The organism is Actinomadura luzonensis, from assembly GCF_022664455.2.
Taxonomy (GTDB): domain Bacteria; phylum Actinomycetota; class Actinomycetes; order Streptosporangiales; family Streptosporangiaceae; genus Nonomuraea; species Nonomuraea luzonensis.
In genome coordinates this window covers 751,517-776,510 of record NZ_JAKRKC020000001.1, presented here as the reverse complement: position 1 = coordinate 776,510, position 24,994 = coordinate 751,517, and the positions used below count along the sequence as shown (strand labels likewise).

The following is a 24,994-nucleotide window of genomic DNA, read 5'->3' as shown; positions in this document are numbered from 1 at the left end:
AAGTAGAACAGGTTCCAGAAGAGGGCTGCAAGGGTTCCCTGGAATGTTATTCGGTTCGGCTAGGGTGGCCTTCCATGACGATGCCGTCCGAGCTGCTCTACGCAGCCAAGCACGCCAAGGGGTTCATGCCCGTCCCCGAGGGCCTGGCCCTGTACGAGACGGCCTGCCGGTACGGCAAGCTCGGCCCCATCTGCGAGATCGGCACCTACTGCGGCAAGTCCGCGATCTACCTCGGCGCCGCGGCCCGGCAGTCCGGCACGGTGGTCGTCACCGTCGACCACCACCGCGGCTCGGAGGAGATCCAGCCCGGCTGGGCCCATCACGACCCCACGCTGGTGGACCCGCGCTTCGGCAAGATGGACTCCCTGCCGACCTTCCGCGCCACGATCGCCGCGGCGGGCCTGGAGGAGGAGGTGATCGCGATCGTCGGCCGCTCCGAGCGGGTGGCCGCGCTCTGGAACGCGCCGCTCGGCATGGTGTTCATCGACGGCGGCCACTCCGAGGAGCCGGTCACCCGCGACTACGAGGGCTGGGCGCCGCACGTCATGCCGGGCGGGGCGCTGGTCTTCCACGACGTCTACCCCGACCCGGCCGACGGCGGGCAGGCGCCGTACCGGGTCTACCTGCGGGCCCTGGAGTCCGAGGCGTTCGAGGAGGTCTCGGCCGAGGGCTCGCTGCGCGTGCTGGAGCGCGTCGCGCCCGGCCTCTGACCGGTCTCGCGCTCAGGCGTTCGCGCGGCGGCGGCTGCGGGCCCAGGACTGACGGATCCGCGACTGCCAGCCGCGGAAGTCGTCGTGCGTGCGGGCCTCGTGCCCGAGCTCGATGAGCGTCTGGTCGGTCCAGGACGCCACCTCCTCGGCGTCGGCGCCGGCCAGCACCGACACGGCCTGCTCGGTGTGCTCGGGCAGCGGGCCGGAGCGCAGCCGGGCGGCCACGGCGAAGACGCATCCCTGCGCCAGGTGGGCGCGGAAACCGTCGGCCGCGGCGTGCTCGGTCAGCCACCACAGCTCGTCCGGCTCGGCCCCGCCCGTGTACGCCGCCGCGAACCCCACGCCGCTCCACAGGTCGGCCCGCCGCCCCGCGGCGAAGCCGCCGATCCTGGCCGCCACGTCGTCGGGCGCGGCCCCGTCGTGGTACCACAGCAGCCGGCCGAGCCCCTGGTCGAAGACCGCGCAGTGGGCCCGGGTCAGCAGGTCGGGCATGGTCCGCTCGCCCACCATCCGGTCGGTCCTGACCAGCCCCTGCTGGAAGCCGAAGCCGTCCACCGCGAGCCAGCGCAGCAGCGGGTGGGTCTGGCGGGCGCCGCGCACCGGCCGCAGCCGCAGCAGCGCGTACCCGCGCCCGGCCCCCAGATAGGCGGCGTGGCGGTGATGGCGGGCGGGGCCGGCGAGTAGCTCGTGAAGGCGCCGGCCCCTGGAGAGCGTGAGCAGGTCGAGAATCGTGCTGGCGGCGGCCGCCCCCTCGTAGGCGAAGGACCGCCGGTCCGCCGGGATCTCCTCGACCTTCTCCACTTCCTCCGACATCACCGCGTTAAAGCCGAAAACATACGACTTTTCGGCTTCCGAGAAGACCGTCCGAGCCGGCCCAGGCCTGAGCCGGAACCTCCGCCTGCTGAGATCGGACTCCAGCGGATCCTTGGTCAGGAACCGCCGCAACCTCTTAGCCGGCCTCAGTGTCGGCTCGATCCCGGCCTGGTCCAAGAACGATGTTGTGCCCGTGTCGCCCACGCTTCCCCCGAAGACGCCTCGTACGGCCACTCACGAAGCTAGTAACCCCAATGCGGCGTTCACCGGCGGCGCACCGGATGTCCGGCGCAAAGAAGCGGCAAAAGCGGTTGCCTAGGGCGTCTCCCGTTCGGCGGCCTGCGGCGGGACGCCGATGCCGGCCGCGCAGCCGCACACGTCCGGGTCGAAGGTCGCCGTGCGGTCGATGTCGCGGAACAGCCCGGCGCCGGGGGAGAGCCCCAGCAGCGCGTCCGCCGCCAGGACCACCGCCGCGGCCGTGTAGCCGGAGCGCTCGTACGGGAAGTGCTTGCGGTTCGCGAACTGCCAGCCCGTCCAGTACGAGCCGTCCTCGTGCCGCAGGTGCTGCATGTCGGCGAAGAGCCGCGCGGCCCGCTCGCGGTCGCCCAGGGCGTCCAGGGCCAGCACCAGCTCGCACGTCTCGGCCCCGGTCACCCACGGCTGGTCGGAGACGCACCTGATGCCGAGCCCCGGCACCACGAACGTCGCCCACTCCCGCTCCAGCAGCTCGAACGCCTGCCGCCCGCGCACCGCCCCGCCCAGCACCGGGTAGTACCAGTCCATCGAGAACCGGCTCTTGTCCGCGAACGCCTCCGGGTGCGCGGCCAGCACGTGCGCCAGCCGGTCGGCCGCCAGCTCCCAGTGCGGCTGCGGGTCGCCCAGCAGCTCGCCGAGCAGCACCCCGCAACGCAGCCCCTGGTGGATCGAGGAGCAGCCGGTCAGCAGCGCGTACGACGAGGGCCGTCCCCGCGCGTCGCGCTCCCAGACGATCTCGCCCCGCTCGGTCTGCAGCCCGGCCACGTAGTCGAGCGCGGCCTTGGCCATCGGCCAGTGCCGCTCGGTGAAGGCCCGCTCGCCGGTGACGAGGTGGTGGTGCCAGAGGCCGGCCGCGACGTAGGCGGCGTGGTTGGTCTCGCCGCCCAGCTCCACCGGGACGCCGTCCACCAGCTTCATCGGCCACGACCCGTCGGGCCGCTGGTGCCGGCCGAGGTAGGCGTAGCCGCGGCGCACCGGCTCGGCGAGGCCCGCCACGGACATCGCCATCAGGCACTCGACGTGGTTCCACACGTCCACGTGCCCCTCGGGCCACGGGACGCCGCCGTCCTCCTGCTGGATCGCCGCGATGCTCCCGGCCGTCCGCACGACCTCCGCTCGGGAGATCATGGCTTTCGGACGTAGAGGACGACGCTCTTGCCGATCACCGGGTTGAGCAGGGCCTCGGCGATGCGGGTGGCGGCCGGGCGCTTCATGATGTCCCAGACCAGCAGCTCGTGGTAGGCCTTGGCGAGCGGGTGGTCGTCGTTGTTCACGCCGACCGCGCACTTGATCCACCAGTAGGGGGAGTGCAGCCCGTGCGCGTGGTGGTGCGGGCCGATCTCGAAGCCCGTCGCCTTGAGCTTGGCCGACAGCTCGGCGAGGGTGTAGATGCGCACGTGGCCGCCCGGCGCGGTGTGGTACGCCTCGTCGAGGGCCCAGCAGATGCGCTCGGGCAGGAAGCTCGGCACGGTGACCGCGGCGGTGCCGCCCGGCTTGAGCACGCGGAAGATCTCCGCCATGGCCGCCATGTCGTCCGGGATGTGCTCCAGCACCTCGGCGGCGATGACCCGGTCGAAGCTCTCGTCCTCGAACGGCATGCCGAGCGCCGTGCCCTGGACGGTCTGGCCGCTCGCGCCCGCGGGCACCTCGCCCGCCTTGTCCATCGCCGCGAACATGTTCGCCACGTTGTCCAGCTCCGCCTGGTCCATGTCGAAGGCGATCACGTCCGCCCCGCGGCGCAGCACCTCGAAGGCGTGTCTGCCGCCGCCGCAGCCCAGGTCGAGCACGCGCACGCCGGGGCCGACGGGCAGCCGGGCGAAGTCCACGGTCAGCACAGGGGGTCTCTCCTCGTGTTCGGTGTCGGGGCCGCGGTCACGGGCGGGGCCTGTGGGCGGCGATGGCCTCGTGGTAGGCCTCGACCGTGCGCTTGGCCACGACGTGCCAGGTGTAGCGCTCCATGACGCGGTCGTAGCCGGCCTTGCCCACGCGCTCGCGCTCCTCGGGGGAGTCGTGCAGGCGGCGCAGCGCGGCGGCCAGCTCCTCGGCGTCGCCCGGCGGCACCTGGACGGCCGCGTCGCCGACGACCTCGGGCAGCGCGCCGGTGCGGCTGGCGACCAGCGGCGTGCCGCACGCCATGTGCTCGACGGCGGGCAGCGAGAACCCCTCGTACAACGACGGCACGACCGAGATCTCCGAGGTGGCGATCAGCTCGCCCAGCTCGTCGTCGGAGATGCCGTGCACGAAGCGCACCCGCTCCTGCAGCGACAGCTCCTGGACGAGCTGCTCGGTGGGCCCGCCCGGGGTGGGCTTGCTGACGACGGTGAGGTTGACGTCGCGCTCGGTGGAGAGCTTGGCGACCGCGCGCAGCAGCGTGGCGACGCCCTTCATCGGCGAGTCGGCGCTGGCGACGGCCACGATCGAGCCCTTGCGGCGCGGCTTGTCCGGGCGCGGGTGGAAGTAGCGGGTGTCGACGCCGAGCGGGATCAGCCGCAGGTTGGCCTGCGGGACGTTGAAGTCGCGGTGGATGTCGGCCAGCGAGGACTCGCTGACGGTCAGGATCGGGCTCAGCCGCGGCGCGACGCGGGCCTGCATCTTCACGAACCCGTACCAGCGGCGCATGGTGAGCTTCTTGGCGCCCTGGGCGGCCTCCAGCTCGATGCGGCGGTCGACGCTGATGGGGTGGTGGATGGTGCCGACCACGGGGAACAGCTTCTGGATGCCGAGCAGGCCGTAGCCGAGGGTCTGGTTGTCCTGGACGACGTCGAAGTCGCCGACCCGCTTCTTCAGCTCGCGGTGGGCGCGCAGGGTGAACGTCAGCGGCTCGGGGAACCCGGCGGTCCACATGGTGCCGACTTCCAGCCAGTCGATCCAGTCGCGGTACTCGTGCAGCTTGGGCGTGCGGAACGGGTCCTCGTCCCGGTAGAGGTCGAGGCTCGGCACCTTGCGCAGGATGACGCCCTCGTCCAGCTCGGGATAGGGCTGGCCGGAGAACACCTCGACGTGGTGCCCGAGCGCGACCAGCTCGCGGCTCAGGTGGCGGAGGTAGACACCCTGGCCACCGCATGTGGGCTTGCTGCGGTAGGACAGCAGCGCGATCCGCAGCGTTCGCTCCCGCACGGACACCCCTTTCTCCGCCGGTAGGCACCTGAGATCATGAATGATGACCTTAGCCCGAGAAGGCTACCATTCGGTAGGTCACCGAGAATTGCTCACATTCGTCCTTGTACGCCGTGCGAACTGCGACGTTACTGTAACCGAACGTGGTTCTGTGGAACACGTTCTAGGGTGGCTGCTGCTCTTTCCGCACGCATAGCTGTACCTTTCGTCCCAAAGGGATTGCGGTACGCGAAGTTGGAGGACCCCTTGGCCAGGCGCGCTCTGATCACCGGCATCACCGGCCAGGACGGTTCCTATCTGGCGGAGCACCTGCTGGAGCAGGGGTACGAGGTCTGGGGGCTGGCGCGGGGCCAGGCGAACCCGCGCGTGTCGCGGGTGCGGCGGCTGCTGTCGGACGTCCAGGTGGTGCGGGGCGACCTGCTCGACCAGGGGTCGCTGATCTCGGCCGTGGAGCGGGTGCAGCCCGACGAGGTGTACAACCTGGGCGCGATCTCGTTCGTGCCGATGTCCTGGGAGCAGGCCGAGCTCACGGCCGAGGTGACCGGGATGGGGGTGCTGCGCATGCTGGAGGCGATCCGGGTGTGCTCGGGCGTGTCGCGGGGCTCCTCGGGGGCCGGCGGACAGATCCGCTTTTATCAGGCTTCGTCCTCCGAGATGTTCGGCCAGGTCACCGAGACCCCCCAGAACGAGCGCACCGCCTTCCACCCGCGCTCTCCGTACGGCGTGGCCAAGGCCTACGGCCACTTCCTCACCCAGAACTACCGCGAGTCGTACGGCATGTTCGCCGTCTCCGGCATCCTGTTCAACCACGAGTCGCCCCGGCGCGGCGCCGAGTTCGTCACCAGGAAGGTCTCGCTCGGGGTGGCCAGGATCAAGCTCGGGCTCGCCACCGAGCTGCGCCTCGGCAACCTGGAGGCCCGGCGCGACTGGGGGTACGCCGGCGACTACGTCCGGGCCATGCACCTCATGCTCCAGGCCGCCACCCCCGAGGACTACGTGATCGGCACCGGGCGGATGAAGTCGGTGCGCGAGCTGGCCGAGGCCGCCTTCACCGCGGCCGGGCTCGACTGGGAGCGGTACGTCGTCACCGACCAGACGCTGCACCGGCCGGCCGAGGTGGACCTGCTGTGCGCGGAGCCGAAGAAGGCGCGCACGCAGCTCGGCTGGGAGCCGACGGTGTCGTTCGACGAGCTGGTGGCCATGATGGTCGAGGCGGACCTCAAGCTGCTCACCGACGGCGGCGACCCCGACCAGGAAGGCTCCTGGCCCTGACCGTCCCCTTCGCCGCCTGCCGGTCCTCCCTATAGGGCGGCCGCCTCCCGCCAGGCGCCGGGCGTCAGGCCGTAGCAGCGGGTGAACCAGCGGGTCAGGTGGCTCTGGTCGGCGAACCCGGCCGCCACCGCCGCCTCCCCGATCGGCACGCCCCGCGCGATCAGCGTACGGGCGTGGCGCAGCCTGAGCTGGCGCTGGTAGTCGCTGGGGGACAGGCCGTACTCCGCCCGGAACGCCCGGTAGACCGCGAACCGGCTGCCGCCCGCCGCCCTGGCCAGGTCCTCGGCCGTCGGATCGTCGAGCAGGCGGTCGTGCAGGAGCCGCCGGGCGCGCGCCGCGACGGCCGCCGACCTGCGGGGTCGCGCCGGCGGGGCGGGCGGGGGCCGGGTGGCGGCCGCCCGCGCGATCCTGGCGACGGTCGCCGCCAGCAGCTCGTCCCTGCGCAACGACGTCGTCGTCCCCGCGTCGGCCAGGAGGGCCCGGTGGAAGGCCCGCAGCGCGCCCGCGAGGTCCGTGTCGGCCACGACCGGGGCGGCGAACAGGGGGAGGGGCGCGCGGCGGCCGGTCGCGTCCGCCAGTGCCTCGGCGACCAGGTCCGGGCCGAGGTGCACGATCCGGTAGGTGAAGCCGAGGGCGTCGGCGGCGTGGCCGTCGTGGGGGTCGTCCGGGTTGAAGGCCATGACCATGCCGGCCGCGCTCGTGTGCGCGCCCCCGCGGCAGGTGAACGCCTGCGCGCCGCTCTCCGTCACGCCGAAGGAGTAGGTGTCGTGGCTGTGGCGGTGGTAGACGTGCCGCTCGAAGTGCGCGTGCATCGCCTCGATCGGGCGCTCGCCCGCCCGCCAGTACCGTGACCAGTCCTCCGCCACCCCTCCATTCTCGCCTCTCCATTGACAAAGACGGTTTTTACGTAAAGAATCATTTTTGCGATGAGAGACGTCCTGTACCTGGAAGCCATCGAGCAGGCCGAGGCACTGCTCAAGCCGCAACGCGTCGAGGTGCTGCGGCAGCTCGCCGAGCCCCGCACCTGCTCGGAAGTCGCCGAACGCCTCGGTCAGACTCCCCAGCGCGTCTACTACCACGTCAAACGACTGGTGGAGGCGGGCCTGGTGGACCAGGTGGCCGAGCGCAAGGTCCGCGGCATCTCGGAGGGGATCTACCAGGCCGGCGCGCGGTCGTACTGGCTGTCCCCCCGGCTGGTCGGCCGCATCGGCGGCCTGCGGCGCGCCCGCGACGAGCTGAGCCTCGGCTACCTGCTGGACCTCATGGAGGAGGTCCAGGCCGACATCGCGGCGCTCGACCGGGCCGCGCCCGAGCTGCCGTCCATCGGCCTGTCCGGAGAGATCCACGTACGCCCCGAGCAGCGCCAGCAGTTCCTCACCGAGCTGCAGACCCTGCTCCAGGGCCTGTTCACCCGCTACGGCGGCGCCGAGGGCGACGCCTTCAAGCTCGCCGTGGCCTGCTACCCCAAGACCGACGACCGACGAGGAGACGACGATGACCGCCCCGCAGACGCCTGAGCCCATGACCCTGCGCGCCCGCATCCCCGCCCCCATCGCCCAGGTCCGCGAGGCGCTGACCGACCCCGCCGCCCTGCGCGTCTGGCTGGCCGAGCACGCCGAGGCCGACCTCGCCGCCGGCCGGTTCGCCTTCTGGGGGCCGACCACGCCCGAGGGCGACGCGCCGCACCAGCGCCTCCTGCACGCCGACGAGGACGCGCTGCGCTTCGCCTGGCTGCTCGACGGCGAGGAGACCACGACCGAGCTCCGCCTGGAGGAGGACGGCCCGGACGTCACGTCCGTCACGCTGTCCCAGACGCACTTCGACTTCCAGGACGTCATCACCGGCAAGAGCATCCGGGGCGTGCTGCAGACGTACTGGTGCCTCGCCCTCGCCAACCTGGCCGAGTACCTGGAGGGACGCGAGCTGACGCCGAAGCCCGACTACAGCGCGACCGGCCCCGAGCTGCGCGCCGAGACCGTGGTGGAGGCCCCGCCGGCGGAGGTGTTCGCCTCGCTGATCGACAGCGAGACGGTGACGAAGTGGTTCGGCTTCCCGATCGAGATCGAGCCGTACGTGGGCGGCCGGTTCGCGATGGGCGGCCTGGCGAACGACCCCAGCCCGGCCAAGATCCTGGAGCTGGAGCCCGCGCGCAGGTTCTCCCTGAACTGGGGCGACGGCGGGATCGGCACCTGGGAGCTGGAGGGCTCGGGCGGCAGGACCCGGCTGACGATGGTGCAGAGCGGCTTCGCCGCCGAGCGGCCGCCGTACGCCGCCTGGGGCGGCATCCTGGCCGGGGTCGCTGAGCTGCGGCGCTACCACCGGATGTCCTCCGGCTGGCGGCCCGTCCTCGAGCCGGCCGCGTAGCTCCTTCCGGTGGCGCACGAGCGTACAAGACCGGCGGGGGCCGGCTCCGGGACGCTTGGGGCATGCGTTTCGATACCAAGATCGGCATTGTGGTGCGCGACGACCTCGCCGTCTGGCAGCGGCTCAACGTGACGGCGTTCCTGGCGAGCGCCGTGGCCGGCGGGCGGCCTGAGACCGTCGGGGAGCCGTACGAGGACGGGTCGGGCGTGACGTACCTGCCGATGTTCCGGCAGCCGGTGCTGGTGTACGCGGGCGGGCTGGAGGACCTGCGCGGGGTCCGGGAGAAGGCGGTCGGGCGGGGGCTGGACGTGGCCGTCTACACCGAGGAGATGTTCAAGACGGGGCACGACGCGGACAACCGGGCGGTGGTGCGGGGAGTGGAGAGCGGGGGACTGCTGCTGGTCGGGGTGGCCGTCCACGGCCCGCGCAACGCCTTCGACAAGACCCTGAAGGGCCTCCCCCTCCACCCCTGACCTCCCGCCGGCGCCTTCGTCCGCGACCCGCGACCCACCCCCTTGCCCCACCCCGCCACCAGCCGATCCCCGTTATCCACAGAACCCCGTTCGGCCCCTCACCCTCCGCCACGCCCGACAATCCTTACCTCCATGACCCACCCCGCCCCTCACTCCGCAGACTCCCGCCGCCCTCGCGTCCAGCGCTCGCCCCTCACTCCGCCCGAGCCCGGACCGCTCATCCCTCCTCCATCACCACCCCCGCCCTTCCCCTTCACTCCTCCTGCCCCTCTGCCTCCCGCCCCGCCGCCACAGCCGCCCTCCGCCGCATCGCCTGAGCCGACACCTCCGGCGCGACCGCCCGAGTCCCTACCTCCCGCCGCATCACCTGAGCCGCAAGCCCCATCACCCCCGCCGCTGCCTCCCACCGCATCCCCTCCGCTCTGGCCCACGGCTCTGCCCCATCCGAACCCCTCAGCCCGTGTTCCGACCCCGCCTCAGCACACGTCCCTCATTCACCGGGCCCGGCGTGTGACGCGAGCCTCCCCGCAAGCCGTCGCCTGCCGCCAGACCGCCGCGCATGTCTGGGGCCTCAACGTCCTCCCCGACCCCGCCGGCGACGCCTGGCCGGTCGAACTGATCGCACCCAGCCACCTCGCCATCCCAGGCTGCGTCACATACCTCGCCCCGCTGCTGGCCGAAGACGTCACCGAGCACCAGGGCGTCCGCCTCACCACCAGGGAGCGCACGGCCCTCGACTGCGCCCGCTGGCTGCCCCGCATGGAAGGCGTGGCGATCCTCGACCAGTTCGCCCGCAAGGGAGTCGACCTGGAGGCGTTGTGGCACCGCCCCCACAACACCTGGCACCTCCGCGACATCCTGAGCCTGGCCGACCCGGGCGCCGCCTCCCCGAGGGAGAGCTGGCTCCGGGTGATCCTCATCGAGGGCGGCCTTCCCAGGCCCGCCACCCAGATCGCAGTCGCCCTCGACGGCGACCGTCATGCCTACCTCGACCTGGGCTGGGAGGAGTTCAAGGTCGCCGTCGAGTACGACGGCCAGGAACACCACACCTCACCCTCCGACCGGCAACGCGACACCGACCGCCGCGAAGAGCTCCGCCGCCGGGGCTGGCGTGTCATCGCCGTCCGCCGCGACGTGATCCCCGGGCAGATCGCCGACCTCCTCCGTCACGTCGCGAACGCCCTGATCGAAAGCGGCTGGCGACCGGCCCCGGAGACCACGACCCGCATCCTGCGCAGCATTCGTGCCGCCCGCCGCCGCGAACGCACAAGCAACTCCTCGGGGCGCGGCCGAGCCTGGAGCCAACGCGCCCGCCGCCGACGTTCCGACCCCGGCGCCGACTGGTCAACCTGGTAACCCCGCATGCCGAAGGCCCGCCCGCCTCACCATCGACCACAGGAAGGCCGAACCCGACACGTCCAACGTCCGGTGCCCGGCAGCCGCAGAAAGGGGCACCCGTGCGTCGGACGAGAGCCCCCTTCCAAACGAGGGCCGCATTCGAAGGAGGCCGCAGTCGAAGGAGAGCTCCCTTCGAACGGCGGGTCCCCTTCGAACGGCGGGTCCCCTTCGAACGGCGGGTCCCCTTCGAACGGCGGGTCCCCTTCGAACGGCGGGTCCCCTTCGAACGGCGGGTCCCCTTGGAACGGCGGGTCCCCTTGGAACGGCGGGTCCCCTTGGAACGGCGGGTCCCCTTGGAACGGCGGGTCCCCTTGGAACGGCGGGTCCCCTTGGAACGGCGGGTCCCCTTGGAACGGCGGGTCCCCTTGGAACGGCGGGTCCCCTTGGAACGGCGGGTCCCCTTGGAACGGCGGGTCCCCTTCGAACGGCGGGTCCCCTTGGAACGGCGGGTCCCCTTCGAACGGCGGGTCCCCTTCGAACGGCGGGTCCCCTTGGAACGACGGGTCCCCTTCGAACGGGGACACCCCACCCCTCGAAACGGGGGACGCCCCGTCGCTCCTCCAACGGCTGTGCCACAGCTCCGGGTGGCAGGCAGGGGCGCTCCAGCCCATCCACCACCCGCACCGCCAGAAAGCCCTACGCACTCAAGCCGGCACCTCCCCCGGCCCGCCGTGCGCTTGTCAGCTGATCGTGACAGGTAGCTCCTTGATGCCGTTGATGAAGTTGGAGCGGAGGCGGCTCGCCGGGCCCGACTGGGTGAGGCGGGGGCGGCGGCGGGCGAGTTGCTCGAACAGGATCCGCAGTTCGAGCTTGGCCAGGTGGTTGCCCAGGCAGAAGTGGGCCCCGCCCCCGCCGAAGCCGATGTGCGGGTTCGGGTTACGGCCGATGTCGAAGACGTCGGCGTCCGGGAAGACGGAGGCGTCCCGGTTGGCGGAGGCGTAGAAGACCACGACCTTGTCCTCAGCCTTGATGGGCCGGCCGCCCAGCTCCTGGTCCTGGGTGGAGGTGCGGCGGAAGAGGTTGACGGGCGAGACCCAGCGGACGATCTCGTCGGCGGCGGTCTTGGCGAGCGTGGGGTCGGCGACGAGGCGGTCCCACTGGTCGGGGTGGTCGAAGAGGGCGAGCATGCCGCCGGAGGCCGCGTTGCGGGTGGTCTCGTTGCCGGCGACCACCAGCAGGAGCACGAACAGGTCGAACTCGTTCTCGTCCAGCGTCTCGCCGTTCTCGTCCGGCTGCAGGAGCTTGGTGACGATGTCGTTCTTGGGATTGGCCTTGCGCTGGGCCGCGAGCTGGTTGGCGTAGGCGTAGACCTCCATGGCGGCGCCCGAGCCCTCCTCGGGGCTGGCGGCGTAGTCGGGGTCCTGGGCGCCGATCATGCGGTTGGACCAGGTGAAGAGCTTGTCGCGGTCGGAGACGGGCGCGCCGAGCAGCTCGCAGATGACGTAGAGGGGCAGGGGCGCGGCGACCTCGGTGACGAAGTCGATCTCGCCCGTGCACTTGTCGAGGAGGTCGTCGCAGATGTCGCGGATGTGCTGTTCGAGGGCGTTGATGGTGCGCGGGGTGAAGCCCCGGTTGACCAGGGAGCGGCGCCGGGTGTGCTCCGGCGGGTCCTGGTTGAGCATCATGAGCCGCTGGAGGGCGATCTGCTCCTCCTCCAGCTCGTCGAAGAGCGCGAGCTTGCGGGAGGAGGAGAAGAGGTCGGAGTGGCGCGAGATGTGGACGACGTCGTCGTAGCGCGTGACGGCCCAGAAGCCGGGGTCGCCGTCGTGCCAGTGCACGGGGGAGTTCGCGCGCAGCCAGGCGAACTGCTCGTGTGGTGGTCCAGCGGTCGCGTAGCGGTCCCTGTCGACGAGGTCGATGTGCACCTGGCTCACCCTCTTGATCAAGCGCTTGGTTAGAGCGTACTGAAACGTGTTCTATTACGTCCCTGTACGACCGTCAAGGAGGAGGCGTGATCGGCGCTTCGACGTCCGATGTCTCTGTTGCAGCGGAATTTCCGCCCGGTGACCCAGGTCATCGGGGCGGTGAAGCCGGTTCACGACACTTTGGAAGGTATTCAGGAGGTATGTCCAGGTCACGGATCGGATGTTTCGGTGTCCTCACCCTTGACACATCCCCGGGGAGCGCACCAGCATCGGGAGACGAGACATCCGATGTATATGTGAAGGATGCGGTGTGAAGCTGCTGCGAGTAGGACCCGTCGGACAGGAACGGCCCGTGGTCTTGGATGACGCCGGTAACCTGCGCGACATCGGGGAGCCCGACATCGACGGTGCTTTCCTCGCCTCAGGGGGAGTGGCGCGCGTCCGTGCCGCGCTCGACCGCGGTGACCTCCCGGTCGTGACCGGCGAGGGGCTGCGCGTGGGCGCCCCGGTCGCCCGGCCCGGAAAGATCGTCTGCATCGGCCTGAACTACCGCGACCATGCCGCCGAGTCGGGCGCCGAGGTGCCGGCCGAGCCCGTCGTCTTCATGAAGGCCGCCGACACCATGGTCGGCCCGTACGACGAGGTGCTCATCCCCCGGAACAGCGTCAAGACCGACTACGAGGTCGAACTCGCCATCGTCATCGGCCGGCGGGCCCGCTACCTGGAGAGCCGGCAGGAGGCGCTGGAGGTGATCGCCGGCTACGCGGTCGCCAACGACGTCTCCGAGCGCGAGTTCCAGCTCGAACGCGGCGGCCAGTGGGACAAGGGCAAGTCGTGCGAGACCTTCAACCCGCTCGGCCCCTGGCTGGTGACCGCGGACGAGGTGGGCGACCCGCAGAACCTGTCGCTGCGCCTGTGGGTCAACGGCGAGCTGCGCCAGGACGGCGGCACCAAGGACATGATCTTCGATGTGGCCGAGATCGTGCGCTACCTCAGCCAGTTCATGGTGCTGGAGCCGGGCGACGTCATCAACACCGGCACCCCGGCCGGCGTGGCGATGGGCATGCCGGGGCAGCCGTACCTGAGGGCCGGGGACGTGGTCGAGCTGGAGATCGAGGGCCTCGGGCGGCAGCGGCAGACGGTGGGCCAGGCATGACGGGCAGCAGCGAGCCGACCTCTCGGCAGGCGGCACAGCAGGACATCACGGCGGCGGAAACGGCCCAGCAGGGCACGGCGGCCGGGCAGGTGACCCAGCAGGGCGCGGCGGCCGGGCGGGCGGCCGGGCGGGCGTATCGGATCGTGGCGATGGAGACGCACGACGTCCGGTTCCCGACCTCCCGCGAGCTCGACGGCTCCGACGCGATGAACCCCGACCCCGACTACTCCGCCGCCTACGTGGTGCTCAAGACCGACGACGGTCACGAGGGCCACGGGTTCGCGTTCACGATCGGGCGCGGCAACGACGTCCAGACGGCCGCCATCGCCACGCTGGAGCCGTACGTGCTCGGCAAGGACGTCGAGGACCTCGGCGCCCTGTACAAGGAGATGGTCGGCGACTCGCAGCTCCGCTGGCTGGGGCCGGAGAAGGGCGTCATGCACATGGCGATCTCCGCCGTGGTCAACGCCCTGTGGGACCTCAAGGCGAAGCGGGCGGGCAAGCCGGTATGGCGGCTGCTGTCCGAGATGTCCCCCGAGGAGATCGTCGCCCTCGTCGACTTCCGTTACCTCAGCGACGCCCTGACCCCCGACGAGGCCCTGCAGATCCTGCGCAAGGCCGAAGGCGGCAAGCAGGAGCGCATGGCCGAGATCGCGCGGACCGGCTACCCGGCGTACACCACGTCCCCCGGCTGGCTCGGCTACGGCGACGAGAAGCTGCGGCGGCTCTGCAAGGAGGCCATCGAGCAGGGCTTCGGCCAGATCAAGCTCAAGGTCGGCGCCGACCTCGAGGACGACCGCCGCCGCTTCAGGATCGCCCGCGAGGTGTGCGGCCCCGACTTCCCGATCGCGATCGACGCCAACCAGCGCTGGGACGTCGGCTCAGGCATCGAATGGATCAACGCGCTCCGCGAGTTCGGCCCCCACTGGGTGGAGGAGCCCACCAGCCCGGACGACGTGCTGGGCCACGCCGCCATCGCCCGCGGCATCGCGCCGATCCCGGTGGCGACCGGCGAGCACGTCCAGAACCGCATCGTCTTCAAGCAGCTCCTGCAGGCCGGGGCCATCTCGTACCTGCAGATCGACGCCGCCCGCGTCGGCGGGGTCAACGAGAACGTGGCGATCCTGCTGCTGGCCGCCAAGTTCGGCGTCCCGGTGTGCCCGCACGCCGGCGGCGTCGGCCTGTGCGAGCTGGTGCAGCACCTGTCGATGTTCGACTACGTGGCGGTCAGCGGCACGATGGACGGCCGCGTCATCGAGTACGTCGACCACCTGCACGAGCACTTCGTCGACCCGGTGGTGATCCGCGACGGCCGCTACCTCGCGCCGTCCGCCCCCGGCTTCAGCGCGCAGATGCACGCGGAGTCGATCGCCGCCCACCTCTTCCCCAACGGATCGGTCTGGAGGGACGCGTGACCCCGACAAGCGCAGGCCTGAGGGCCGTCGTGACCGGCGGCGGCTCCGGCATCGGCCTGGCGGCGGCCACCCTGCTCGCCGAGCGCGGCATGACGGTGGCCTGCCTCGACCTCAACCCGCCCGGTGCGCCGTTCATCGGCGTCAAGGCGGACGTCACGGACGACGCGAGCGTGCGGGCCGCGGTGGCCGAGGCCGCCGAGCGGCTGGGCGGCATCGATGTGCTCGTCAACAACGCCGGCATCGGAGCGCAAGGGACGGTCGAGGACAACCCGGACTCCGAATGGCAGCGGGTGTTCGACGTCAACGTGTTCGGCATGGTACGAGTGGCCCGGGCCGCTCTTCCGTACCTGCGCAGGTCGGAGCATGCCGCGATCGTCAACACCTGCTCGATCGCGGCCACCGCCGGGCTGCCCCAGCGCGCGCTCTACAGCGCGACGAAGGGCGCGGTCCTGTCGCTGACGCTGGCGATGGCGGCCGACCACATCCGCGAGGGCATTCGGGTCAACTGCGTCAACCCGGGCACCGCCGACACCCCGTGGGTCGGCCGGCTGCTCGACGCCGCCCCGGACCCGGAGGCGGAGCGGGCGGCGCTCAACGCCAGGCAGCCCATGGGCCGCCTGGTCACGGCGGAGGAGGTCGCCGCGGCGATCGCCTACCTCGCCGGCCCGGAGGCCGGCGCGACCACCGGCACCGCGCTCGCGGTGGACGGCGGCATGCAGGGGCTCCGGCTGCGGCCGGTCAACTAGTACGGCCAGTCAACTAAGGAAGGTACCCCCCATGAAGTTCGGACGGGTGATCGCGGGCGCCGCCCTCTTGGCGGTCGTCACGGCGTGCGGCTCTGGAACCACGACGGCAGGCGGAGGCGGCGGCGGGAAGGTCGGCATCGACCACCCCCGGGCCGACTCCGACTTCTGGAACTCCTACATCAAGTACGTGCCGCAGATGGCCGGCGAGCTCAAGGTGGACCTCATGCCCGCCACGAACTCGCAGAACGACGTGTCCAAGCTGGTCAACAACGTGCAGGCGCTGGTCGGCCAGGGTGCCAAGGCCATCGTCATGGCCCCGCAGGACACCGGCGCGGTGGCGAACACGCTCCAGCAGCTGGAGAACAAGAAGATTCCCGTCGTCACCGTCGACACCCGGCCGGACAAGGGCAAGGTCTACATGGTCGTACGCGCCGACAACCGCGCGTACGGGACGAAGGCGTGCGAGTTCCTCGGCGAGAAGCTGGGCGGCAAGGGCAAGGTGGTGCAGCTCCAGGGCGCGCTCAGCTCGATCAACGGCCGTGACCGGTCGGAGGCGTTTTTGGAGTGCATGAAGACCAAGTTCCCCGGCATCACCGTCTTCAGTGAGCCGACGGAGTGGGAGGGCAGCAAGGCCGCGTCCATGCTGCAGACCCGCCTGGAGCAGAACCCGGATATCAAGGGCATCTACCTGCACGCGGGCGGCGTCCACCTGGCGCCGACGCTGCAGGTGCTCAAGCAGAAGGGCCTGCTCCTGCCGCCGGACGACCCCAAGCACATCTTCGTGATCTCCAACGACGGCATCCCGCAGGAGTACGAGGCCATCCGCAAGGGCGAGATCGACGCCACGGTCTCGCAGCCGGCCGACCTCTACGCCAAGTACGCGCTCTTCTACGCCAAGGCCGCGCTGGAGGGCAAGACGTTCAAGCCGGGCCCGACGGACCACGACAGCAACATCATCCAGCTCCCGAACGGCCTGGAGGACCAGCTCCCCGCGCCGCTCGTGACGAAGGACAACGTGGACGACAAGAATCTCTGGGGCAACCAGGTCAAGTAATGAACATCCATGTCGAAGCCCGAAAGATCGTCAAACGCTTCGGCCCGACGGTCGCCCTGAACGGTGCGGAGATCGCCATCGCCGAAGGCGAGACCCACGCGCTCGTCGGCAGGAACGGCGCCGGGAAGTCCACCCTGGTGTCGATCCTGACCGGGTTGCAGCGGCCGGACGAGGGCGAGGTGCTGTTCTCGGGACAGCCCGCGCCCGCCCTCGCCGACCGCGACGCCTGGCGGCAGCGCGTGGCCTGCGTCTACCAGAAGTCCACGATCATCCCGGCGCTGACGGTCGCCGAGAACCTCTTCCTCAACCGGCAGCGCGAAGGACGCGGGATCATCAGCTGGCGCACGCTGCGCGGCCGCGCCCGCGACCTGCTCGACACCTACGAGGTCGACGTCGACGCGCAGGCGCTCGCCGGCGACCTCAGCGTCGAGCAGCGCCAGCTCGTCGAGATCGCGCGGGCGCTGTCGTTCGGCGCGCGCTTCATCATCCTCGACGAGCCCACCGCCCGGCTGGACGGCCCGGCCATCGAGCGGCTGTTCGCCCGCATGCGCTCGCTGCGCGAGCAGGGCGTCACGATGATGTACATCTCCCACCATCTGGACGAGGTGTACGAGATCTGCCAGAGCGTCACGGTCTTCCGTGACGCCCGGCACATCATGACCCGGCCCGTCGCCGGGCTGCCGCACGACGAGCTGGTGCACGCCATGACCGGCGAGGCCACGGCGTCGTACCAGGCGCGGGAGCGCACGCCCGCCGAGCGCGTCGTGCTGTCCGGCGAGGGCCTCACCCTGGCCGGCCGCTACCGCGACGTGGACCTCAGCGTCCGCTCCGGCGAGGTGGTCGGCCTGGCCGGCTCGGCGAGCAGCGGCAAGGTCGGCCTGGCCGAGACCCTGGTCGGGCTGCGCAAGGCCGACACCGGCACGGTCGTCGTCAACGGCACCAAGGTCAAGCCGGGCGACGTGCCCGCCGCGATGCGGGCGGGGCTCGGGTTCGTGCCCGAGGACCGGCACCATGAGGGATTCGTCCCGTTGTTGTCGGTGGGGGAGAACGCCACCTTCCCCATCGCCCGCAAGCTGGGCCGCTACGGCGTCGTGTCCCCGGCGCGCCGCCGCGAGAAGGCCGAAGAGATGATCACCGCCCTGGACATCAAGACCGAAGGGCCCGAGCAGCCCGTCGGCGACCTGTCCGGCGGCAACGCGCAGAAGGTCGTCTTCGCGCGGGCCCTCGTCGACGACCCGACGGTGCTGGTCGTCATCAACCCGACCGCCGGCGTCGACGTCAAGGCCAAGCAGGCCCTGCTCGGGGCCGTCGAGGACGCCGTCGAGCGGGGCGCGGGCGCCGTCGTGGTCTCCGACGAGCTCGACGACCTGCGGATCTGCGACCGGGTGCTGGTGATGTTCCACGGCGCGATCGTCAAGGACGTGCCGCGTGGCTGGACGGACCACGAGCTCGTGGCCGTGATGGAAGGCATGGAAGAGTGACCACTTTGACCGCACCCGCCCCGCGGATCCGGCTGGCCAGGTTCCGCGACCTGACGCTCGTGCCGGTGATCGTGCTCCTGCTCGTCGTGGGCGCGTTCCTGGACCCGACCTTCCTGACGCCGGGCAACCTCACGAACGTGCTCCAGCAGCAGGCGGCCATCTCGCTCCTCGTGCTGGCCGAGGCCATGATCCTGATCGCCGGGAAGTTCGACCTGTCGCTGGAGTCCACGGTCGGCACCGCGCCCGCGATCGCGGTGATGCTGGTGATCCCGGCCTCGGCGGGCGGGTTCGGCCTCGGGCTGCCCGGCGCGCTGGTGATCCCGCTCGCGCTGCTGATCGGGGCCGCCATCGGGGCCTTCAACGGGTTCCTGATCATCAGGTTCCAGCTTTCGGCGTTCATCGTGACGCTGGCCATGCTGATCATCGTGCACGGCTTCCTGCAGGGGCCGACCGAGGGCAAGACGCTGTTCCAGCTCCCCGACTCGATCCTCTACCTGGGCAGCGCCCTGTGGCTCGGCCTGCCCGCGGCCATCTGGATCGCCGGGGTGCTGTTCGCGGCCGGCATCTTCGGCCTCGCCTACCTGCGGCTCGGCCGGTCCCTGTACGCCATCGGCGGCAACGTCGACGCCGCCCGCGCCGCCGGCATCCGCGTCGACCGGGTGCTGTACGGCGTGTTCATCCTCGGCGGCGTGCTCGCGGCGCTGGCCGGCGTCCTGGAGACCGGGCGCCTCGGCGCGATCGGCAACGGCATGGGCGTGGGCTGGATCTTCATGGTCTTCGCCGCGGCCGTCATCGGCGGGGTCAGCATGGACGGCGGCAAGGGCACGATCCTCGGCGCGCTCACCGGCGTGCTGGTGATCGGCCTCGTGCAGAACATCCTCACCCTCATCGGCGTCTCCGGCTTCTGGCAGCCGGTCATCTACGGCGCCATCATCCTGGTAGCGCTGATGATCAGCCGCATCGCGGGCGGAAAGGCCCAGGACTGATGGGAGGCACGGCATGATCGAGCTGCCGCGGTACGGGTTCGGCGGCGCGCCCATCGGCAACCTCTTCGAGGAGGTCACCGACGACGAGGCCCGCGCCACCGTGGACGCCGCCTGGGACAGCGGGGTGCGGCTCTACGACACCGCGCCGCACTACGGGCTCGGCCTGTCGGAGCGCCGCCTCGGCGCGGCCCTCGCCGGGCGCTCCGGGTACGTCCTGTCCACCAAGGTCGGGCGGCTGCTGGTGCCCGCGCCGTCCCGCGCCGGTCGCGACGCGGACGTCTTCGACGTACCGGCCGAGCTGGAACGCAGGTGGGACTTCTCCCGCGACGGCGTGCGCCGCTCGCTGGAGGAGTCCCTGGAGCGGCTGGGCCTGCCGGCCGTGCACGTCGCGCTCATCCACGACCCCGACGAGCACGTGGAGCAGGCGCTCGGCGAGGCGTACCCGGCGCTGGCCGAACTGCGCGCCGAAGGCGTGGTGCAGGCGGTCGGGCTCGGCATGAACCAGTGGCAGGTGCCGCTGCGCTTCGTCCAGGAGACCGACATCGACGTCGTCATGCTGGCCGGCCGCTACACCCTCCTCGACCAGTCCGGCCTGCCCCTGCTGGAGGCGTGCGCCGGACGCGGCGTCAAGGTGCTGGCGGCCGGGGTCTTCAACAGCGGCATCCTGGCCACGCCCAAGCCCGCGGGCACCTACGACTACCAGCCCGCGCCCGCGCCGCTGCTGGAACGCGCCGCCCGCATCGCCGAGGTCTGCGAACGGCACGACGTCACCCTGCCCCAGGCCGCCATGGCCTTCCCGCTGCGCCACCCGGCGATCGCCACGATCGTGCTGGGGGCCCGGACCGCCGAGGAGGTCAGGGCGAACGCCGGCCTGTGGTCGCGGCCGGTTCCGGAGGCGTTGTGGGAGGAACTGGAGGCGGAGGGGTTGGTGACGACGGGGGAGAAGTAGCGAAGGCAAGGAAAGCCGCCGGGGCCGGGCCGGGCGGCGTGCGCACGTCGCCTGGGCGGCTCGCGTCGCGTCGGGCGGCTCGCGTCACGTCGAAGCGGTTCACGTCACGTCGGGCGGCTCGCGTCAGGTCGAAGCGGTTCACGTCACGTCGGGCGGCGCGCGTCACGTCGCCCGGGCGGCTCGCGTGCCGAGGAACCGCCGCCATCGCCGTCCCGCTCCCGCTTGCACGGTCAGTGCGGGTGGTAGGCGTAGTTGACGATCCACAGCTCGGGGATGACCTCGCTCTCGCCGAGCAGCGTGAAGCCGAGCCCTTCGTACAGCCTGCGCGCCGGGACGTTGTCCCGCCCCGTCGCCACCACGACCCGCCGCCCCCCGGCCCGTGCCAGCACCTCCTGGACGAGCGCCCGCCCGATGCCGCGTCGCGCCGCCGACGGGTGCACGACGAGCCGGTTGATGTCGACCTCGCCGTCGCCCTCCTCCCAAGCCACGGCCCCGGCGACCCGCCCGCTCCCGGCATCGTCCGACGTCGCCGCCATCCAGCGCAGCCTCTGCGCCCGCAGCTCGTCCAGGCTCTCGTGCAGCGGCGGGATGCGGTCGTCACCGATCAGCTCCGCCTCGACGGCGTACGCGGCCCGCTGCAACGCCAGCAACTCGCCCCCGAGCGGGTCGTCGTACGGCGAGACCTCTCTAATGATCACCGCACGAGTATCCCCTACCCGACCTCCCACAGCGCCCCCACGGGCATGGCCCGCATCCGATCGCCGAACGGCAGCGTCTGCGTACCGGTGTAGAGCACCAGACCGGCGACGAAGTCGTCCCCGAGCCGGTGCGCGAGGTGCCGCAGCCCCCGGAAGTCCTCCGCCCGCACGGTGGAGGCCGCCTTGACCTCGATCCCGACGACCTGCCCCGAACGGTTCTCCAGCACCGCGTCCACCTCGATGTGATCCTTCGTCCGGTAGTGGTAGAGCTGTACCCGCTCGTCGGCCCAGGTGAGCTGCCGGGCGATCTCCATGAGCACGAAGCCCTCCAGCAAGGGGCCGAATGCGCCGTTCGGACGGACGAGGCCGCGGGCGTCGACGCCGAGCACGTTCGCCGCCAGCCCGGAGTCCACGAAAGCGACCTTGGGGGTGCCGACGGCCCTGCTGCTGAGGTTTCTCGACCAGGCCGGAATCCTCTTGATCAGGAAGACCTCTTCGAGCAGGGCGATGTACCGATGGACCGTGCTCGCCGAGGCGCCGAGCTCGCTGCTGAGAGCGTTGCCGACGAGCAACTGGCCGGACCGGGCGGCGAGCAGCCGGATGAGAGCCTGCAACTCCGGCCGGCGCTCGATCTCCGTGAGCTGCTGAACGTCGCGGGCGATCAGGTCGCCCAAGTAGGAGTCGAAGAAACGCGCTCTGCGTCGCACGTCGGCGCGGGCGACCGCCTCAGGGAAGCCGCCGCGGACCAGCCGTGCGGCGTAGTCGGGACGGCTGACCTGCGACGTGTGGCGCAGCTCGGCCCCTTCGGAGAAGACGGCGTCGACGAAGCCGTCGGCTGTCCCGTCGATCTCCCCTTGCGAGAACGGCCACAGCTCGATGGTCTCCATCCTGCCGGGCAGGGTGTCGGGCAGATCACGGAGAGCGAGCAGGCGGGAGGAGCCGGTGAGCACGTACCGGCCCGGTCGCGGGTCCTGGTCCACCTGGGCCTTGATGGCCAGCAGCAGCTCGGGAACCCGCTGGATCTCGTTGATCACCATGAGGCAGGGGAAGTCCACGAACCCGTCCGGGTCGGCGAGCGCGGCCTGCCGGGCGACCGTGGAGTCCAGATCACGCCATTCTGCCGCCCGTTCCTTCGCCAGCTTCCGCACCAGGGCCCTCTTGCCCGCCTGCCGGGGGCCGTTGAGCAGGACGACGCGGGTGTCACCCAGCGCCTCGCGCACGGAGCGCTCAACGTGCCTTGGACGGGATCGCCGCGATGAGGTGCCGGCCATAGGAGGGAGGATGACGCAGTGGCCGCTCGGCGTGTGACATGTTCGTCGCCATTGGTATGACACGTTGGTCGCTGGGTGCGTGACGCGGTGGTCGCTGCTTGCCGGCTCTTGTCGCGTCAGGAGGGGATGAAGAGCCAGGACTTGGACGGGCCCGGCTCGTACGGGGAGTCGAGGCGTTTGGCGAGCACGCCGGGGAGTCCTTGTTCGCGGGCGGCCTGGCGGACCGGGGCGGCCTCGCCGGGCCAGGAGGGGGCGAGCTGCCAGCGGGTGCCCGACAGGTCCAGGGACTCCAGGGCGACGCGGCGGGCCGAGTAGGGGCGGTCGAGCAGGGCGTGGCCGTCGTCGTACAGGAGGTCGTAGAAGATCAGGATCTCGGCGCCGCCCAGGGTGGCGACCTCGCCGTCCAGGACGGCGCTGCGGCTGCCGAACGACTCGGCGAGCGCGCGCAGCCACGGGTGCTCGCGGGCGGCGTCCGTACGGCCGCCGTCGATGGGGACGAGGAGGCGGCGGCCGCCCCAGGCGAACTCGAAGGCGTACGCGGCGGGGTCCTTGGGCGGGCGGGCACGTTCGGTGGGGAGCATCGGGTCGAGCGCGGGGAACGGGTCGCGGACCGCCTCGTCCATGCGGTGGATCATCCAGTTCTTGCCCCGCGTCCGGAACAGCACGAAGCGGCCGGCGGCGCGAGCCCCGCGCAGGACCACCTTGACCTCGCGGTCGGACCACTTCTCGGTCTCGTACGTGCCGGTGTCCCAGACGGTCATGGTGCCGCCGCCGTACTCGCCCTGGGGGATCTCGCCGTGGAAGGTGAGGTACTCCATGGGGTGGTCCTCGGTGTGCACGGCGAGGTGGTTGGTGCGGGGGTCGGCGGGCAGGCCCTTGGGGACGGCCCAGGAGACGAGGACGCCGTCGCGTTCCAGGCGCAGGTCCCAGTGGAGGGAGCGGGCGTGGTGCTCCTGGATGACGAAGGCGTTGCCGGCTCCGGTGGGCGGGGGCTCGGCGGGGATGGGCTCGGGGGTGCGGGTGGCGTCGCGCTTGCTCCGATATCGTTCGAGTTTGTCCGGCACGCAGCGACTTCTACCCGTTGCTATCGGTGTTCACCATCGGTCGTCGCCGGGTCCCGGCCTCTTCCGCTGCTCACCTGCGGCTTCTTTCGTGGGGGGATAGTGGGGGGGCGGGGGAGTCCTCCGACGTGTCCTCGTAGGGTGCGCGGGTCAGTCCAGTTCGAGGGCCTTGCGCAGCCAGGACTCGACGCCCGCCACGTGCACCGTCGCCCACGACCGGGCCACGTCCGCCTGGCGCGCCGCGATCGCCTCGTAGATCGCCGTGTGCTGCTCGCGCGTCTTCTGCATCGCCCCCTCCTGGGTGAGCCCTCGCCACACCCGGGCCCGGGTGGTCGGGCCGGACAGGCTCTCGATGAACGAGCACAGCACGGCGTTGCCGGAGCCCTGCGCGATGCGCTGGTGGAAGCGCAGGTCGTTGGCCACCAGCTCCTCGATCGTCGGCCGTTCCGGCAGCGACTCCAGGATGACGCGCAGCTCCTCGATGTCCTCGTCCTTCATCAGCTCGGTCGCCATCGCGGTGGCGGCCGGCTCCAGGATGCGCCGGACCTCGAAGAACTGCAGGACGGTGTCGTCGCGGTGCAGGTCGAGCACGAACGACATGGTGTCGAGGAGCAGCCGCGGCTCCAGGCTGGTGACGTAGGTGCCGTCGCCCTGACGCACGTCGAGCACGTTGATGAGGGACAGCGCGCGCACGGCCTCGCGCAGCGAGTTGCGCGAGAGGCCGAGCCGCTCGGCCAGGTCGGCCTCCTTCGGCAGCCGGTCGCCGGGGGCGAGCTCGCCCGAGACGATCATTTGCTTGATCTTGTCGATGGCCGCGTCGGTGACCGCCACGCTTCTCTCCCTAGACATCGGATGTCTAGGAGTCTAGAGCCTGGAAGCGGACGGGATCGACCCCTGACAGGCGGCGCACCCGGCCGCGGGCCTCCAGCGTGCGCAGATGGGCCGCCGCCTCCCCGGCCGCCATGCCCCGCAGCATGGGCGGCAGGGCCTCCCACGGCTTGTTCCACGTCATCATCGCGGCGACCTCCCAGATGGTCAGCGGCTCGGGCCGCTGAGCCAGGAGGGCGAGCAGCCGGTCGAGCTTCTCCTCGTGATGGTGGCGGATCGCGGCGGCTCGCGCGGCCACATCCGGAAATATCCATTCATGGGCGGGCAGCGCGTCGAGCGTTCCCATCTCCCCGACCCGCTCCAGCGACTCCAGGAAGTCGCCCAGCGGATCGACGTCGTCCCGGTCGTACGGATAAATCCCGATGTGCGGGGTGATGTCGGGCAGGACGTGGTCACCGGTGAACAGCCGGTCGGCGTCCTCCAGATGCAGGCAGATGTGCCCGGGGGTGTGGCCGGGCGTGTGGACGGCGCGCAGCTTGCGGCCCGGCAGGTCCACCAGGTCGCCGTCGCGCAGCTCGCGGTCGGGCTGGGCGGGCGGCGACGGTCGTGCGCCGCCGGCCGCCCGTGCCTCGGCGGGGTCGGCCCCGGCCCGCCGCAACATGTCGGACTGGAAGCTCGCGTGCTCGCTGCCGGCGTACTCGCGCATGAGCCGGACCAGCGCCGCGTCCGCCTCGTGCATCGCGATCCAGGCTCCGGACGCCTCCTTGACCTGCCCGGCGAGCCCGGCGTGGTCGGGGTGGAAGTGGGTGACGACCACCCCGCGCACGGCGGCCACGTCGAACCCGAGCGCCGCCAGGCCGCCGCTGAGCGCCTGCCACGCCTCCGGATGGTTCCACCCGGCGTCGACCAGGACCGGCCCGCCCGGCGACTCGACGGCGTACACGAGCGTGTAGCCGAGCGGATTGCCCGGTATGGGCACCGGCACGCTCCACACCCCGCCGCCGAGATCCTGCGGCCGTTGCTCCGCGTACGGCCTGCGTCTGCTCTTCATCTGCCCCCGATTCCTCACAGAGTGCCATGGG

General features: G+C 71.3%; 24 protein-coding genes. 13 read left to right on the top strand and 11 right to left on the bottom strand.

What is annotated here, in order from left to right; genetic code table 11:
• The first annotated feature begins 80 nt into the window (after nucleotides 1-80).
• On the top strand, nucleotides 81-710 hold the full coding sequence (locus MF672_RS03615) for a class I SAM-dependent methyltransferase (protein ID WP_242378510.1): 630 nt from the start codon (nucleotides 81-83) through the stop codon (nucleotides 708-710).
• Between the two features lie 12 nt (nucleotides 711-722).
• Here the strand turns inward: MF672_RS03615 and MF672_RS03610 are convergent, their stop codons facing one another.
• From MF672_RS03610 to MF672_RS03595, 4 genes are all read right to left on the bottom strand, one after another.
• On the bottom strand, nucleotides 723-1,727 hold the full coding sequence (locus tag MF672_RS03610) for a DUF1702 family protein (RefSeq protein WP_242378463.1): 1,005 nt from the start codon (nucleotides 1,725-1,727) through the stop codon (nucleotides 723-725).
• 111 nt (nucleotides 1,728-1,838) lie between these two features.
• The gene (locus tag MF672_RS03605) at nucleotides 1,839-2,906 is read right to left on the bottom strand and encodes a glycoside hydrolase family 15 protein (protein ID WP_242378465.1); all 1,068 of its coding nucleotides are present in this window, start codon (nucleotides 2,904-2,906) and stop codon (nucleotides 1,839-1,841) included.
• Nucleotides 2,903-3,613, bottom strand: coding sequence for a class I SAM-dependent methyltransferase (locus MF672_RS03600; RefSeq protein WP_242378466.1), 711 nt, complete (start codon nucleotides 3,611-3,613; stop codon nucleotides 2,903-2,905). The genes MF672_RS03605 and MF672_RS03600 overlap by 4 nt, the downstream gene beginning before the upstream one ends.
• A 37-nt stretch (nucleotides 3,614-3,650) precedes the next feature.
• A complete protein-coding gene (locus MF672_RS03595) occupies nucleotides 3,651-4,901 on the bottom strand; it encodes a glycosyltransferase family 4 protein (protein WP_242378467.1) in 1,251 nt (416 codons plus the stop codon).
• A gap of 240 nt (nucleotides 4,902-5,141) precedes the next feature.
• On the opposite strand from MF672_RS03595, the gene MF672_RS03590 reads away from it, so the two are divergent.
• Entirely contained in the window at nucleotides 5,142-6,167 is a 1,026-nt protein-coding gene (locus MF672_RS03590; protein WP_242378468.1) for a GDP-mannose 4,6-dehydratase, read from the top strand.
• A 29-nt stretch (nucleotides 6,168-6,196) separates the two neighbouring features.
• Here the strand turns inward: MF672_RS03590 and MF672_RS03585 are convergent, their stop codons facing one another.
• Nucleotides 6,197-7,033, bottom strand: a complete 837-nt coding sequence (locus MF672_RS03585; protein WP_242378469.1) for an AraC family transcriptional regulator — start codon at nucleotides 7,031-7,033, stop codon at nucleotides 6,197-6,199.
• 60 nt (nucleotides 7,034-7,093) lie between these two features.
• Here MF672_RS03585 and MF672_RS03580 point away from each other — a divergent pair, with 60 nt between their 5' ends.
• The 4 genes from MF672_RS03580 (at nucleotide 7,094) to MF672_RS03565 (ending at nucleotide 10,360) form a co-directional block, all read left to right on the top strand.
• Nucleotides 7,094-7,684 carry a winged helix-turn-helix domain-containing protein gene (locus MF672_RS03580; protein WP_242378471.1) on the top strand — a complete coding sequence of 197 codons (591 nt, stop codon included), beginning with the start codon at nucleotides 7,094-7,096 and terminating at the stop codon, nucleotides 7,682-7,684.
• Complete coding sequence (locus MF672_RS03575) at nucleotides 7,662-8,531, top strand: SRPBCC family protein (protein ID WP_242378472.1); 870 nt, start codon at nucleotides 7,662-7,664, stop codon at nucleotides 8,529-8,531. Before MF672_RS03580 ends, MF672_RS03575 begins: the two co-directional genes overlap by 23 nt.
• A 62-nt stretch (nucleotides 8,532-8,593) precedes the next feature.
• On the top strand, nucleotides 8,594-9,004 hold the full coding sequence (locus MF672_RS03570; RefSeq protein WP_242378473.1) for a DUF2000 domain-containing protein: 411 nt from the start codon (nucleotides 8,594-8,596) through the stop codon (nucleotides 9,002-9,004).
• Between the two features lie 510 nt (nucleotides 9,005-9,514).
• Complete coding sequence (locus tag MF672_RS03565) at nucleotides 9,515-10,360, top strand: DUF559 domain-containing protein (protein WP_242378511.1); 846 nt, start codon at nucleotides 9,515-9,517, stop codon at nucleotides 10,358-10,360.
• 722 nt (nucleotides 10,361-11,082) lie between these two features.
• Here MF672_RS03565 and MF672_RS03560 read toward each other — a convergent pair.
• On the bottom strand, nucleotides 11,083-12,276 hold the full coding sequence (locus MF672_RS03560) for a cytochrome P450 (RefSeq protein ID WP_247815154.1): 1,194 nt from the start codon (nucleotides 12,274-12,276) through the stop codon (nucleotides 11,083-11,085).
• 343 nt (nucleotides 12,277-12,619) lie between these two features.
• Here MF672_RS03560 and MF672_RS03555 point away from each other — a divergent pair, with 343 nt between their 5' ends.
• Genes MF672_RS03555 through MF672_RS03525 form a run of 7 tightly spaced genes read left to right on the top strand, consistent with a single transcriptional unit; the run spans nucleotide 12,620 to nucleotide 20,054 of the window.
• Nucleotides 12,620-13,423: a fumarylacetoacetate hydrolase family protein gene (locus MF672_RS03555; protein WP_407654698.1), complete on the top strand. Its 804-nt coding sequence runs from the start codon at nucleotides 12,620-12,622 to the stop codon at nucleotides 13,421-13,423.
• The gene (locus MF672_RS03550; protein WP_242378480.1) at nucleotides 13,420-14,838 is read left to right on the top strand and encodes an L-fuconate dehydratase; all 1,419 of its coding nucleotides are present in this window, start codon (nucleotides 13,420-13,422) and stop codon (nucleotides 14,836-14,838) included. Before MF672_RS03555 ends, MF672_RS03550 begins: the two co-directional genes overlap by 4 nt.
• Nucleotides 14,835-15,584 (top strand): SDR family NAD(P)-dependent oxidoreductase, encoded by a 750-nt coding sequence (locus MF672_RS03545; protein WP_242378483.1) that lies wholly within the window; start codon nucleotides 14,835-14,837, stop codon nucleotides 15,582-15,584. The genes MF672_RS03550 and MF672_RS03545 overlap by 4 nt, the downstream gene beginning before the upstream one ends.
• 31 nt (nucleotides 15,585-15,615) lie before the next feature.
• Nucleotides 15,616-16,638, top strand: a complete 1,023-nt coding sequence (locus MF672_RS03540; RefSeq protein ID WP_242378485.1) for a sugar ABC transporter substrate-binding protein — start codon at nucleotides 15,616-15,618, stop codon at nucleotides 16,636-16,638.
• The gene (locus MF672_RS03535) at nucleotides 16,638-18,119 is read left to right on the top strand and encodes a sugar ABC transporter ATP-binding protein (protein ID WP_242378487.1); all 1,482 of its coding nucleotides are present in this window, start codon (nucleotides 16,638-16,640) and stop codon (nucleotides 18,117-18,119) included. Before MF672_RS03540 ends, MF672_RS03535 begins: the two co-directional genes overlap by 1 nt.
• Nucleotides 18,120-18,124: 5 nt before the next feature.
• Nucleotides 18,125-19,105, top strand: a complete 981-nt coding sequence (locus MF672_RS03530) for an ABC transporter permease (protein WP_247815153.1) — start codon at nucleotides 18,125-18,127, stop codon at nucleotides 19,103-19,105.
• 13 nt (nucleotides 19,106-19,118) lie between these two features.
• On the top strand, nucleotides 19,119-20,054 hold the full coding sequence (locus MF672_RS03525) for an aldo/keto reductase (protein ID WP_242378489.1): 936 nt from the start codon (nucleotides 19,119-19,121) through the stop codon (nucleotides 20,052-20,054).
• 230 nt (nucleotides 20,055-20,284) lie between these two features.
• Here the strand turns inward: MF672_RS03525 and MF672_RS03520 are convergent, their stop codons facing one another.
• The 5 genes from MF672_RS03520 to MF672_RS03500 form a co-directional block, all read right to left on the bottom strand.
• Complete coding sequence (locus tag MF672_RS03520) at nucleotides 20,285-20,752, bottom strand: GNAT family N-acetyltransferase (protein ID WP_242378490.1); 468 nt, start codon at nucleotides 20,750-20,752, stop codon at nucleotides 20,285-20,287.
• A gap of 14 nt (nucleotides 20,753-20,766) precedes the next feature.
• Nucleotides 20,767-21,972, bottom strand: a complete 1,206-nt coding sequence (locus MF672_RS03515; protein ID WP_242378491.1) for an ATP-binding protein — start codon at nucleotides 21,970-21,972, stop codon at nucleotides 20,767-20,769.
• Between the two features lie 167 nt (nucleotides 21,973-22,139).
• Nucleotides 22,140-23,087 carry a DNA polymerase ligase N-terminal domain-containing protein gene (locus tag MF672_RS03510; RefSeq protein ID WP_242378492.1) on the bottom strand — a complete coding sequence of 316 codons (948 nt, stop codon included), beginning with the start codon at nucleotides 23,085-23,087 and terminating at the stop codon, nucleotides 22,140-22,142.
• 147 nt (nucleotides 23,088-23,234) lie between these two features.
• Nucleotides 23,235-23,915: a FadR/GntR family transcriptional regulator gene (locus MF672_RS03505; protein WP_242378493.1), complete on the bottom strand. Its 681-nt coding sequence runs from the start codon at nucleotides 23,913-23,915 to the stop codon at nucleotides 23,235-23,237.
• Nucleotides 23,916-23,940: 25 nt separating this feature from the next.
• Nucleotides 23,941-24,963, bottom strand: a complete 1,023-nt coding sequence (locus MF672_RS03500; protein ID WP_242378494.1) for an MBL fold metallo-hydrolase — start codon at nucleotides 24,961-24,963, stop codon at nucleotides 23,941-23,943.
• Nucleotides 24,964-24,994: the final 31 nt, after the last annotated feature.